General features: G+C 49.1%; 8 protein-coding genes. 3 read left to right on the plus strand and 5 right to left on the minus strand.

Annotation, left to right across the window (positions count from 1 at the left end):
- Positions 1–117 precede the first annotated feature (117 nt).
- Entirely contained in the window at positions 118–984 is an 867-nt protein-coding gene (locus tag AC0MA3_RS13885; protein WP_474656635.1) for a LysR family transcriptional regulator, read from the plus strand.
- Positions 985–1,069: 85 nt separating this feature from the next.
- On the opposite strand, the gene htpG is transcribed toward AC0MA3_RS13885, so the two are convergent.
- Together htpG and AC0MA3_RS13895 are read right to left on the minus strand one after the other, a co-directional pair.
- Complete coding sequence (gene htpG, locus AC0MA3_RS13890; protein ID WP_474656636.1) at positions 1,070–2,950, minus strand: molecular chaperone HtpG; 1,881 nt, start codon at positions 2,948–2,950, stop codon at positions 1,070–1,072.
- A 138-nt stretch (positions 2,951–3,088) separates the two neighbouring features.
- A complete protein-coding gene (locus AC0MA3_RS13895) occupies positions 3,089–3,718 on the minus strand; it encodes a DUF1796 family putative cysteine peptidase (RefSeq protein WP_474656637.1) in 630 nt (209 codons plus the stop codon).
- Positions 3,719–3,876: 158 nt separating this feature from the next.
- Between AC0MA3_RS13895 and AC0MA3_RS13900 the strand changes: the two genes are divergently transcribed.
- Positions 3,877–4,755, plus strand: coding sequence for a glycosyltransferase family 2 protein (locus AC0MA3_RS13900; RefSeq protein WP_474656638.1), 879 nt, complete (start codon positions 3,877–3,879; stop codon positions 4,753–4,755).
- A gap of 77 nt (positions 4,756–4,832) precedes the next feature.
- Here the strand turns inward: AC0MA3_RS13900 and AC0MA3_RS13905 are convergent, their stop codons facing one another.
- A complete protein-coding gene (locus AC0MA3_RS13905) occupies positions 4,833–5,729 on the minus strand; it encodes a LysR family transcriptional regulator (RefSeq protein ID WP_474656639.1) in 897 nt (298 codons plus the stop codon).
- Positions 5,730–5,848: 119 nt separating this feature from the next.
- On the opposite strand from AC0MA3_RS13905, the gene dapA reads away from it, so the two are divergent.
- On the plus strand, positions 5,849–6,724 hold the full coding sequence (dapA, locus tag AC0MA3_RS13910; protein WP_474656640.1) for a 4-hydroxy-tetrahydrodipicolinate synthase: 876 nt from the start codon (positions 5,849–5,851) through the stop codon (positions 6,722–6,724).
- A 175-nt stretch (positions 6,725–6,899) separates the two neighbouring features.
- Here dapA and AC0MA3_RS13915 read toward each other — a convergent pair whose 3' ends face one another.
- Both AC0MA3_RS13915 and AC0MA3_RS13920 read right to left on the minus strand, forming a co-directional pair.
- Positions 6,900–8,414: a DEAD/DEAH box helicase gene (locus AC0MA3_RS13915; protein WP_474656641.1), complete on the minus strand. Its 1,515-nt coding sequence runs from the start codon at positions 8,412–8,414 to the stop codon at positions 6,900–6,902.
- Positions 8,415–8,802: 388 nt separating this feature from the next.
- Positions 8,803–14,454 (minus strand): rhamnogalacturonan lyase family protein, encoded by a 5,652-nt coding sequence (locus AC0MA3_RS13920; RefSeq protein ID WP_474656642.1) that lies wholly within the window; start codon positions 14,452–14,454, stop codon positions 8,803–8,805.
- Positions 14,455–14,497: the final 43 nt, after the last annotated feature.

Here is a 14,497-nt window from a genome sequence, read left to right on the forward strand (position 1 = left end):
AAAATAGATAAGACCCGTTATGATTATGTCACACCTGTTTACATATTAATAATATTGGTTTCGTATCTAATCGATATGATATAAATATACCAGAACAACCACATCGGAGGTTACCTTATGGATATCCGCCAGCTGAAATATTTTCTGGCTATCGCCCAAGAAGGACAAATCACATCAGCCGCCAAGAAGCTGCAAATGGCTCAGCCGCCACTCAGCCAACAGCTCAAGCTGCTGGAGGAGGAACTCGGAGTTAAGCTGGTGGAACGCGGGCCGCGCAGTATCCGGCTTACTGAAGCCGGGAGCATCCTGCGGGACCGGGCACAGCAAATTCTTGAATTGACCGATTCCACTACCCGGGAACTTAAGGATTTTGTCAAAGGCGTATCGGGTACCCTATCCATCGGGACCGTCTCTTCTTCTGCTGCGACTCTGCTCCAGGAGCGGCTGCTGGAGTTCCATCACGACTATTCCGGGGTCAAATTCGAGATCCACGAGGGCAATACCTATCGCATTCTCGATCTGCTGAACAAGGGCATTGTCGAAGTGGGAATTGTTCGTACTCCCTTCAGCAGCACAGGCCTCGAATGTGTCTATACCACGTCTGAACCTATGATTGCCGTGATGGCGCCTGAATATGACTGGAACCCCGCAGCATCCAGTATTGAGATCGGTGAGCTTAAACACCAGCCGCTCATTATTTACCGCCGGTTCGAGCAATTGATCCGTGAGACCTGTCTGGAGAACGGCTTCGATCCCCAGGTCTTCTGCATGAATGACGATGCCCGCACCACGCTGCTCTGGGCGAATGCCGGCCTTGGCGTCGGGATCATCCCGAGATCCGCCTACACTCTTGCCGACAACAGCAACCTTGTCCACAAGGAAATCCGCAGCGACTCACTGAACACAAGGGTAGCTGCGGTCTGGATGAAAGACAAATACTTGTCATCCCTGGCCGAGAAATTTATTGAGAACTTTCAGAAGTAACTCCCGCATACCAAAAACCCGCCCCGGACAGCGCCGGAGGCGGGTTATGCTTATGGGTCTATTGCAGAATAAATGCCGATGCTGCTTAGACCATGATTTTGCAAATATCGTTCGTGAACTGTACCGGATCATTCACCTGCAGACCTTCGATCAGCAGCGCCTGGTTGTAGAGTAGGTTCGTGTACAAGCCCAGCTTCTCCTTGTCCCCTTCGGAGGCAGCCTTCAAGGATTTGAATACATCATGATGGATGTTGATCTCCAGCACCTTGTCCGCCTGTACTTCCTGGCCGTTAGGCATGGCTTTGAGGATTTTCTCCATTTCGATCGTGAGCTCTCCTTCTGTGGAGAGACAGACCGGATGGGACTTCAGACGTTTGGAGGCTTTGACGTTCTTCACTTTACCGGAGAGAATGCCTTTCATCGCTTCGAACAATTCCTTGTTCTCATTCTCTTCCGCTTCCGATGGCTTGTCCTCTGCATTCTCTTCAATGCCCAGGTCGCCGCTGGATACGTTTTTGAATTCTTTTTCCTTATAGGACATGATCATTTTGATCGCAAATTCATCGATATCATCGGTGAAGTAGAGAATTTCATACCCCTTGTCCGATACCATTTCAGTCTGTGGCAGCTTCTCGATCCGTTCCACCGATTCCCCGGAAGCATAGTAGATGTACTTCTGGTCCTCAGGCATTCTTTCCACGTATTCGGCCAGCGTCACCTGTTTCTTCTCCTTGGAGGAGTAGAACATCAGCAGGTCCTGGAGGGTTTCTTTTTCCATGCCATAGTCATTGTAGACCCCGAACTTCAACTGTCTGCCAAAAGAAGTATAGAACTTCTCATATTGCTCTCTCTCATCCTTCAGCAGGCTCAGAAGCTGACTCTTGATCTTGCTCTTGATGTTCTTAGCAATCAGCGTCAGCTGGCGGTCATGCTGCAGCATTTCGCGGGAGATATTCAGCGACAGATCCTCGGAATCGACCATCCCTTTGACGAAGCTGAAATAATCCGGCAGCAAATCTGCACATTTGTTCATGATCAGCACGCCGTTAGAGTAGAGCTCCAGCCCTTTTTCATATTCCTTCGTGTAGTAGTCGAACGGTGTGTTCTCCGGAATGAACAGGATCGCATTATAGACCACCGCGCCGTCAGCACTGATGTGGATATGCTTCAGCGGCTTGTCGAAGCCGTAACGTTTCTCTGTATAAAAGTTATTGTAATCCTCGTCAGTCAGCTCATTTTTGTTCTTGCGCCAGATAGGCACCATGCTGTTGACGGTTTGCTCTTCCTTCGTTTCTTCGAACTCCCCTTCGCTGCCTTCCTTTGGCTTGCTGCCGGTGATGTCCATCTTGATCGGGAAGCGGATGAAGTCGGAATATTTCTTGATGATCGATTTCAGGCGGTATTCCTCCAGAAATTCATCGTAGTTGTCTTCTTCAGTGTTCGCTTTAATCTTAAGTGTAATTTCGGTACCCACGCTATCCTTCTCCGCAGGCTCAATCGTATATCCGTCAGCACCCTGGGATTCCCACTTGAAGGCCTGCTCGCTGCCCAGCGCCTTGCTGACTACAGTAACATCATCGGCCACCATAAAAGCGGAATAGAAACCAACCCCGAATTGCCCAATGATGTTGTGGCCGTCCTTCGCTTCATTATCCTTCTTAAAAGCAAACGATCCGCTGTTCGCGATAATCCCCAGATTGTTCTCCAGCTCTTCCTGGGTCATCCCGATACCTGTATCGGAGATCGTTAGTGTACGGTTCTCCTTATCGGCAGTCACTTTAATGTAATAATCTTCTTTATTGAACACCAGGCCTTCGTCGGCCAGTGCTTTGTAATAGATTTTATCAATGGCATCGCTTGCATTCGAAATCAGTTCCCGCAGAAAAATCTCGCGCTGCGTATAGATGGAGTTAATCATCATTTCCAGCAATCTTTTGGACTCGGCTTTAAACTCTTTTTTGGCCATGAATAAGTAAATCTCCTTTCAAAAATAACCTCATAATAGTCTCCGGATGATTAGCACTCCATTGCGAGGAGTGCTAATACTTCCTTTTATATACCATATACACGTTTTTATTGTCAATATATTGCGGGAAATCCTTAGCTAACGGACAGAGAATCCCTCCAATAAATGTTTCCACAGATCATCATTATCGTGAAACTCATCAGGAACTTTGGGGATTTGCAGAGCGCATACATTATGAAAAGGCCAGGGGGTTTCAACCACACGGTCTACCGGAGCATGATTAATCACGAGCAAGTTGAATTCGCCAGACACTAATGATTGTAGAACCTCCAGCAGCTCCGCAGTTTCATGTATCGTTCCTTCTGTACGAATAAATAGAATCCGGTTAGCATTCTTAAGTGACTCCAGAAAACGTGGCACACGACGGTTAACTTTCTCTCTTAGCTCCGGATAGCTCAACAGTTGACCGGGAGTATTCTGATCCAGCGGAAAGTCATGATGTGAGAAAATATAGTAAGCAGCGTCCCGTACAATATAGCATCCAGCCTTTTCATTAACCCCCGTAATCGCCAGATTAGGCAATTCCATATAATTCACGAACCGGTTCCGTAAAAGATGGCTTACCCCGGAAAGCGCAGGCGACTCCACCCAGTCCAGAACACCTCCGATTTTCCTCAGCATATGCCGCGATAATTGGTCTGCCGGTAAACAATTCGCCCCTAGACTGTAGATGACATCGTAAGTCCCTTTGATCTGATTCAAATCCATATCTAATCCCCTCCCGCAGCATTTACTATATTTAATTACAGTAAGAGAAAAGGGTTTGGACTGTCCTGCCTATATCCTGCAAATTGGACAGATATGCAGATCAAGCGGCAGGTATCTCACATAATATATTTTAGACCATGAGATTGGCGGTGTTGATATTGACCAAAATATCCGTTCTTATGCCAGTTTTTAATATGGCCCCCTATATTGAAGAATCGATTTGCAGTATTTTGACTCAGACGTATAGAGATTTCGAATTACTTCTTATGGATGACGGATCTACAGATGGAACATTAGATATTATTAGGAAATTTGATGACAGCAGAATTAGGCTGATCACACATTCAAGCAATCTCGGGTTAATTGAGACTTTAAACCAAGGCATAGAATTATGTACAGGTGAGTATATTGCCCGCATGGATGGTGATGATATCGCCCTGCCCCACCGCTTTGAACGCCAAGTGAATTTCATGGACGACCATCGGGATTGCGGCGTTTGCGGCTCCCAGGTTTATTTATTGGGGTTGGATTCTACTACCAACAAACCATTGAATCATGAGGAGATCAGATGCTGGCAGTTATTTCACTGTACGCTCGTGCATCCATCAGTAATGATCCGCAGATCCGTACTAGTAGACCATGGGATCAGGTATCTGAATTATTTTCATGCTGAAGATTATGAAATATGGAATCGGTTAGTTGCCGTAACGCAAGTGGTTAATCTTCCCGAGGTGCTGCTCATGTACAGACAACATCCCAATCAGATATCGAATATCCACAAACAGGTCCAAGAAGTACAATCAGAAGCCATTCGCAGAGTTCAATTACGCCAGCTCGACATTGAACCTACCGCTGAGGAGTACCAGACTCACTTGGATTTTTGCTACTTCAGAATACGGGTACATGAGCCTGCTCACTATAATAAGTCCTTGGCATGGGCTCACAAGATTCTGGAAGGCAATTTACGCAAGCAACAATATGACCAAGAAACCCTAAACTCGGTATTATCACAGTGTTTCAGTCTATCCCAATACTAGCATGCAGCGCACAATACAAAAAGGTTGGAAAGACCCGTGAGTCTTTACCAACCTTTTATCTGTTTACATGACCAATTTTACAGCGCAACAGCCTTGGATTCCGCATCAGCCAGCAGCATCTGAATCAGGGATTGCAGCGGCAGCGATTTCCACTTCTTCGGATGGATAAGCAGTTGCAGGTCGAAGTGAATCTCCGGGTGTATAAAAGGAAGCTCGGCAAGAGTGCCCCTTTCTATCTCTTCTTCAGCTACGATTCGCGGAAGCAGGGCGATACCCAGCCCATTACGGACGCAGCGCTTAATCGCCTCCAGATTAGACAGCTCAAAGCCGATCCGGAAAGTAATCCCATGCTCACGCAGCAGATTCTCGAACAGACTGCGGTAGATACAGCTCTCCTCTGAGACAATCAGCTCACATTTGTTCAAATCCTGCAGCGTCACATGATCAAGCCCTGACAGCGGGTGATCTTTTGGTGCCACCAGCACCAGCGGCTCATCCCTGATGATCATACGCTCCAGCTGCGTATCTGCAGTACTGCGGTCGAGCATTAGGCCAATATCCACCTCACCATCTCTTATTTTGGCTACCAGATTAGCCTCCTGCTCGGTTTGCAGATGAATGCTTAGCCCTGGAAACGTCGTCCGAAGCTGCTGCAAAAAGGGAGGCAGGTAAAAGGCAGCCAGAGAATCTATCGTCCCTATCGTCAAGGTTCCCCCAATCTGCTGGGCGATCGTTTCCTTTGAGCGGTCATATAAATCCAAAATCTCCACAAACAGCTTCAACAGCTCTTCTCCAGGAGGAGTCAGGCGCAGTACCCGCCCGTGGCGTTCCATCAGCGGAACCCCATATTCCTTCTCAATCTTCTGTATCTGCGTGGTCACACTGGACTGGGCATAACCCAGTTCTTCAGCCGCACGGGTAAAACTTTGCCGCTTTGCGACCTCACGGAAGGTCCGCATATATGTTAAATCCATTCAGTCACCTCAACATCAATATTATTGATAACCTACATCATTTATTATAGCTAACGCCGATAGAATATTCCATGCTACAGTAAGATAAAAGGATTTAAACATTTTGGAGGACGATATTCATGTTAACAGAAGAACAGATTTATGGAATCTATGTTCCCGTGGTAACCCCGTTCAATACGGCTGGAGAAATCGATCTGGAATCGTATCAGCGTTATGTGAACAACATCATCAAGAACAGTATTCATGGTCTGGTCGTCAATGGAACCACTGGAGAATCGCCGACAGTCAACATACAAGAGCTGCAGACCCTCGTGGACACTTCACGGGAACTATTAAAATCCACCTCAATCCCATTGGTTATTGGCACAGGCACCAACGATACGGCATCCACTGTTGCCCGGACCGAGATGGCAGCGAACGCTGGTGCTGACGCCGTGCTGGTAGTTGTACCCTATTACAGCCGCCCTTCCCAACAAGGCATTATTGAGCATTTCCGCAAAGCTGCGGAAGTAGGCATACCTGTCATGGCTTATGATATTCCAGGCCGCGCAGGAGTCGGCATGACCATCGATACCGCACGAACGATCCTGGAAATGAACAATGTTGTGGGTTTAAAAGACTGCTCCGGTTCACCACTGCTCGTCTCTGAGCTATCCCGACTAGGTTCGAAACCCGTGCTGTGCGGCGATGATCTTCATTTCTTCGAGATGCTGGGCTGCGGAGCCGCCGGTGGGATGCTGGCCTCGGCCAACGTCCATACCGCGAAGTACCTCGGAATCTACGAACAGTTCAGAAATGGCAAGCTTGAAGAAGCCCGAACAGAATTTAACCAACTTGTGCCGCTGATGAAGCTCCTCTTCAAGGAATCCAATCCGGCTCCGATTAAATGGCTGCTTAATGCCTATGGCGAAATCTCCTCAGACACACTCCGTCTGCCAATGACCCCCATCAGCTCCGAGCTGCGTGAGGAATTAGGTGCTTATCTGGCCGGGTAGCACCTGCTCTGTTCGTTAACGGATGAGTATACAACACCACAAGAACCGCCAAGGACAGTCTTTGACTGTACCCTGGCGGTTCTTGTTTGTCATCATGGAATCCCAGCACCACGCAAAAAAAAACAGCCTCCCGTATGGAGAGGCTGAAATGTATTTATATCAAGCGAGCCGCAATTTACTGTGATCTGCCTGCTTGGGAAGCAGGTCTGCTGCTCGGGCGGCTGTTGTAGTTGTTGCCTGACCGGCCAGCCTGGCTGGCAGCAGGTCTACTGCTCTGACCAGAGCGGTTCTGCTCGCCCGGTCTGCCGCTATAACCAGCTCCACCGGCTGCAGCACTCCCAGGTCTTGCTCCTGCTCCTGCCGCTTTGCGGCCCGGCTCACCATTTGGTCTGCTGCCCGTGCCGCTCTTGCTTCCGCCGTTAGCACTGCCCTGGCGGTTGCCTTGCGTGAACCACTCCGACTTCGGCTTGCGCGCAGGATTAGTCTTCGCCTTGGCAGCCGGCTTCGCCGGAGCTTTGGACGGACGTTCATTCAGCAGCGCCTGAGCACTTTTGGACATCGGATACGCATGGTCCTTCACTTCCGGAATCGTCTTGCCGATCAGCTTCTGGATATCCTTAAGGTACGGGATTTCTTCAGCCTCGCATAGGGAGATAGCGATTCCGCTCATACCTGCACGCCCGGTGCGGCCGATACGGTGAACATACGTTTCAGGAATGTTCGGCAGATTGAAGTTGATAACATGCGACAGCTCATCAATATCAATCCCGCGGGCGGCAATATCCGTAGCAACAAGCACACGTGTAGCTCCGCTCTTGAAATTGCGCAGCGCATTCTGGCGGTCATTCTGGGACTTGTTGCCGTGAATTGCCTGTGCGGTAATATTGATTCGGGTCAGATCACGGGTTACCCGGTCAGCTCCGCGTTTGGTGCGGGTGAAGACCAGTGCAGACACAATCGACTTGTCCTGCAGCAGACGGTTTAACTGATTCTGCTTATTGCCGTTCTCCAGGAGATAGATTGATTGCTCAATTCTGTCTACAGTGGAGGAAACCGGGGTAATTTCGATTTTCACCGGGTTCACGAGCAGCGTTTTGATCAAGTTGGATATTTCCGTCGGCATAGTAGCCGAGAAGAACAACGTTTGCTTTTTGGCAGGCATTTTGGCAATAATCCGCTTCACATCATGAATGAAGCCCATATCGAGCATCCGGTCCGCTTCGTCCAGTACAAGAATCTGTACATACTGCAGATCGACATGCTTCTGATTGATCAGATCGATCAGACGGCCTGGTGTTGCAATCAGGATATCTGCACCTTGGCTTAATGCACGCTCCTGGGCTTTCTGTGATACACCACCGACAATAGCCGTTGAACGGATACTGGTAAATTTACTGTAGGCCTGGATATTTTCTGAGATTTGCAAGGCAAGTTCTCTTGTAGGTGTGAGAATCAGCGAACGAATCCGGCGTTTGCCTCCGGTTACGGAAGGCTGCTGGCTCAGCAGTTGAATAATCGGCAACGAGAAAGCGGCTGTTTTGCCTGTTCCGGTCTGCGCACAGCCGAGGACGTCTCTGCCGGCTAGTGCCGCAGGAATGGACTCCTCCTGGATTGGAGTGGGGGATGTATAATTTTCCTGGCTCAAAGCCTTGAGGATCGCGGGAATCAAATTCAAATCATTAAAAGTCATTTTGTCTCCTTAATTATCAATACATATATTTTTAGATCATGAACGAACGGAATTTAGCTTATTCCTGCGTCTCCACATAGCGCAGTTGTAAGTCATAACACATAATGATACCACAGATCCGCATATAAAATAACCCCGCCCCCTCAGGTTATGGGATCGGAGCTGATTGAGTACTTAATATCTGGAATTTATATAATAATGTGATCACACTATTCATGAGAAAATGTATAATTACAGGTCCTGCAATATTATAGAATGTGCGTTCTTGTACATCAACTAACACACTCCCTTTTTACATAAATCCCCATTGAAAAAGGACCCCGCATCCTATCAATGCTGGAGGTCCTTAAATACAGATTGCGGCATATCCGCAATTTCTAAGACCCTTCTATTTGACCGTAACCTTCATCATTGCACTCACACTTGTCCCAGAGCTGTTCACCAGCTCCGCACGATAATCATAGACGCCTGCAGTGCGGCCCTCAATAGAGGTCACGGCCGACTGGGCATTTGGCGTATTAACGCTTAAGGACTGCGTATCAACCAGGACACCATTTTCATAGAGGCGGTAAGTTGTCGCGTTCATTCCCCACCACAGATTCATCGTTACCTTATAGTTCCCGTCACCATCCGAGTTATCGTTCGACAACACCGGAACGGCGGGAGCCGCGTCTTCCACAGTTACCACAAACGGACTGGAAACCGTTGTTCCCCAGGAGTTGGTAAGCTCCGCAGTGTAGGTGTATGTTCCGTTTGCTTTTCCAGTCAGTTGGGTCACTGCGGTCTGTGCCTCTGGAGTGTTATCGGCAAAAGCCTTGCTGTCAATCAGCTTACCGTTCTCATACAGCTTATAGCTGGTTCCGTTATTGCCCCACCACAGGTTCATTGTGACTTGGTAGTCGCCATCCTGAAGTCCGGTATCATAACCGTTGTTGCTGGAAAGTACGGGCTTCCCGGGTACATCCGTTGCCTTCTGCGGGCCCCCTACGATCTGAATAGCCGGTGCCGCAGGAGCCTCCATTCCTGTTCCCAGATAAAAGCTTGGATGCGGCGGCTGATTATAGCCTACGTTTTGCCAAGCCACGGCCAGACGGTACACCGGATCTTGCATGAGCGTACGAATACGGGTATCGGTAAGATCCGTAGTGGTGTATATCCGCAGCTCGGTACTGTCGGCGGAACGCCACATCACTTCCTCACGCCAGTCACCATACAAGTCTGCTTGCAGGCTGGGATTAGCTTTGGTTCCGTTGTTTGAGGCCGCCCCCTCTGCTGTCAGCAGATTAGCTGTCGCCTGCTTCACATAATCCCATTTATCCACCCGGTTGTCATCCATCAGCTCCCGCGAAAGGTCGCCATCCCACCATACCCCAAAGTTAGTTGAAGTAGGCAGAGTTGTGCTTATCAATTCCCCCTTAGCGCTGTATATTCCGGTAACCGGAATTTGCTGCCCATTGGTAATAGTTGCCGCCCAGACCTCTTCTCCCACGTAATTCGGATCAATGTCTGCTGACATCCCACGACCCGTATCAATACCTGTATAAATACCCCACAGCGCTTCGCCGGTTGCCGCATCACGCATTTCCATGCCGTACTTGGAATCTGTATGCTCATGTACATCAAAGACCTCCAGTCCCGGTCTTGCCGGGTCCAGATCCCCGAAGTGAATAGCATCCCCATGACCGAGCTTCGTATTATACAGCGGCAGCCCGTCATCATCAATTGCCATAGCACCGAACGTAATTTCATCCTTACCGTCCCGGTCCACATCCCCTACAGACAAGTTGTGGTTGCCCTGGCCTGTGTATTCACCATTTCCTTCGTCATTGGAATCAAACCGCCACACCTTGCTCAGCTTGCCATCCTTGTAATCATAGGCAGCCAGCACCGTCCGTGTATAATAACCTCGGCTGAAGATCACACTGGGGTGCTCACCGTCGAGATAAGCTACCGCCGCCAGAAAACGGTCCACCCGGTTGCCATAGGCATCCCCCCATGCACTCACATCACCGCGTGGAGGGTCATACTCGACCGTATCTACTGCCCTGCCTGTCATTCCATCGAATACGGTCAGATATTCATTGCCAAGCAGCACGTAACCGCTGCTGTTGCGGTAATCCGCCGTAGCATCGCCAATCACTGTACCTTGGCCATCGACCGTACCATCTGCGGTTTTGAGCATGACCTCTGCCCGGCCGTCGCTGTCCAGATCGTAGACTATAAACGGAGAATAATGGGCACCTGCGCGGATATTCTTTCCTAGGGTGATCCGCCAGAGACGGGTTCCGTCCATTTTGTAGGCATCCATATAGACAATGCCTGTGTATCCTGCCTGAGAGTTGTCTTTGCTGATCGAAGGAGACCATAGCATAACAATCTCATATTTCCCGTCACCATCCAGATCCCCTACACTTGCGTCTCCGGCATTGTAGGTATAAGGCTGGCCGTCCTTCGTATAATCATCTGCCGGCTTCTGAAGCGGCACTGACAGGTACTGCTGCTGCCATACCCCGAATGATTCCGTTGCGGATTGCTCTGCGCCATTCAATACGGCTTTTATTGTATATTTAGAGTCCGCCTTTCCCATAGCGTCCAGCAGATTCGTACTGCCAGTCAGCGGTTTTACATTTACTTTTTTTCCATCACGGTACACATTGAAAGCTATCGAATCGGGATCAAGCCCCAGCATCCGCCAGCTGAGATATATTCCTTCATTCGTCTTGACCGCAACCGGTGCCCGGTCCAGGTTTTCCATGCTGCGGAAAAGTGTAGTCACAACCGGTGTCTCCAGCATGGAAGACATCCCGGATATACCGCCTGCATTGACCGAGGCAACTTTATAGTAGTAAGGAATCGTACTTAGAATTGTACTATCCGTATAAGAAGCCACCTTGGTCTTGCCAATCAGGGCATACTCGCCGCCGGCTGACTTTGAGCGGTACACATTGAACATTTTAGAATCTGCATCTTCGTTCCAGCTGAAACTCACATCATTTTTGTGAATAGATTGCAGCTCCATTCCGCTCGGAATAGCAGCTTTGGCTACGGAAGGATCAATCATAGACACCAGCAGAAGGCTCGAAGCCACCGACTCCAGCCCTGTACTGTCGACCGCAGTCACTGAATACTCGTAATCCATACCAATGTCAGCCGTTAAGTCTGTATAGGTCAAACCGGTAGTTTCCCCCAGTACCTCTGCACTTTCTGCAACTGTAGCCTTCCGATACACCCGGTATTTAGAAGCACCGTCGATACCTGTCCAAGAGAGGTTTGCTCTTACAGGATCATTGAGAAGATCCAGCTGATCCAGCTTGAGATTCGCGGGTGCCAGCATCAGAGGCGTGATCTCCACCCCGTTGAGATGAGCCGTTGTACCGCTGAACACCAGATTCATCTGACCATCTTTGATGGATATCTGACTGTACTCCTTCTCAGCAATACTCCCTTTACCGGAAGAAATGGTTCCATAATCTTTACCTTCGATCGATACATTCGTTTTGGTAGATCCTATCCAGTCTCCCGTGTAAGTCTTGACAGAATAATAGCCATTCGGCATATCCACTTTGAATTCATAAGATCCGCCAAAATAAATGACGAAATCCCGGCGCAGTGCATCCGTGCCGTCTCCACGATCACGGTCACTCATCCCGGCGCTTGAAGTCAGTCCATAACCAAGCTCAGGAGTATAGAGCACGCTTCGGTTCACTTCAGTGTAACCTGCAGCGACCGGTGAACCCGCTGGCCCAAAATCAAAACGGTACTGGGACTGCTTCGTAGTTAGTGTCAGCGGATCGGAAGGTTCGGATTCCCCACGCCCGTTGACTGCTGTCACCCTCATCGTGTAGCTTTGGCCTTCAGCCATTCCTCCCACAGTAATAGATGGAACTGTGGCAGAGCCAATCATGGTATACGCAGATTCATCGGCTGAAACCAGCTTACGGTAGATTTTGTAGATATCTGCCCCCACTACTGGATTCCATTTTAGTACGGCACCTGCATTACTGACACTCCCTGCCGCCAGGCCAGTAGGCTTCTCTGGAACCGTAGCTGGGGGATCAATCTCCTGAACCTCACCAGACAATGGGATATCCAAAGAAGCGATCCCTCCGGCAATCAGACGTGCCATTTGAATAGCCCCATATTCCTGAAAATGGGTGTTATCGCTTGATCCCGCAGGAAAGGCTGAATATACGCCCGGGTCGGTATATAGAAATACTGCCCGCGTAGCTTCAAATCCAATGGAATTGTAATAAGCCACACTTAGCGAGCTGAGATCTACCAGTCCAACGTTAAGCTCAGCAGCGACTTCTTTCATCGCCTGCACATATTCAGAGAAACTCACATTGAATTGACTTGTCCCTGCGTTATAATCCCGGCGCCCCATTGGCGTAACCAGAATCGGCATCGCTCCGCGTTGTCTCGTGCCTTGGACGTAGGTTTTCAGATAATTTTTGTAATCTGCAGGTGAAGCATAACGTTCCGGAACGCTGATCGTGGCATCGTTATGTCCAAACTGTACAAGGAAATAGTCACCCGGTTTAATCTCCCTGAGGATCTCATCCAATCTGCCTTCCACAATGAAGGACTTCGAGCTGCGCCCCCCGATAGCATGATTATTGAACTCAACCGCTGTGGTAAAAAACTTGCCGATCATCTGACCCCAGCCCGCCTGTGGTTTCCAGTACGGATCATAGGTCTGTACAGTGGAATCTCCGGCAATGTATACGGTAGGTTTCATACCGGCTGTACGTTCAGGTTGTTTTTTGATCACAAGCGCATTGAGTACAGGTCTAGTTCCGCTAAACACGAAATTCATCTGTCCGTCGACCAGCGCAATATCGAAGCTCATTTCCAAATATTCTCCCGCACTTTTGCTGGTCAGCTGTACCTTCTGCATGCTTTCTACATTGATACCCACATTCGTATCCCCGCCGCTGTCACCGGCAATCAGCGATACAGTGTAGTCACCATTCGGCAAATCAATATTAAACCCTGCCCCATTAACAACTACAAAATCAGTTCTTAATGCATCAGCCTTACCTCTATCAGCACCGCTTACTTTGGACCTATCTGTGAATCCATATTTCGTGTCCCCGGTGTAGGCAGTCCCGGCCTCAACCTTCAAATATCCTTCCGCTGCAGCACCCGGCCCGAAATCAAGCGCATATTCATCTCCTTCCGGCAGCGGGGCTGGTGGTGTGTCATTCGTGCTCTCCACAATGACCGGACTGCTAAGATCCGACTCCACACCGTCATCATTGATAGCGGATACATAATAGGAGTAGTGACCTCCTTCAACAACTTGCTGGTCTGTATACTTCGTATCCGCCGCCGATCCCAAGTGCAAAACGTTACTGTCTGACCCACCGCTTCGATAGATCTGGTAATAGACCGCACCCGTTACGGTATCCCACTGAAGCGAAATACTGGATGCGTCCGCAGCAGTAACCGCAAGTCCAACCGGTGCCGAGAGGGGCTGAGCTATCGCTTTTTGAATGACAAGACCGTTTAAATATCCGCCAGCTCCCGATCCGGACACCCCTAAGGTCAGTTGACCGTCGAGCACTGTGGTATGATAGATTGCCTGATTAACCTGCTGTTTACTGGCGATCGTTCCTGCCACAGCCCCTTCCAGGGTAAACGTTGTTTTGGTGGTACTGGTACCTGCAAGCAAGTCCCCGGAATATACAGTGACATCATAATCTCCATTAGGAACATCCGCCTGAAAAGAGTAAGACGTACCCAGCACAAAATCATTCGTGAGCTCGTCTCCACCCGAACGGTTTCTGGAGGCTACGGCCTGGTCTAAGCCATATCCCAGTTCTCCGGTATACAGCTTAGTTTCATTGACAGCAGTGTACCCATCCATAACCGGACTCGATGCTGTGCCAAAATCATACCGCAGCTCCAGCTGTGAAGACTTCACCGTTACGTTATCCTCCTGCTCAGCTCCATACACAAGTGCCGGAAATAAAGAAGAACATATCATAATCCACGATAGAAGAAGCATTGCCATCTGTTTGCTTGTACGATTTCTCATCTTTCGTGATTCACCCGCTTTCAATTTTTTAAAAGCCTTTGGA

The sequence above is a fragment of the Paenibacillus sp. LS-5 genome (assembly GCF_056121505.1).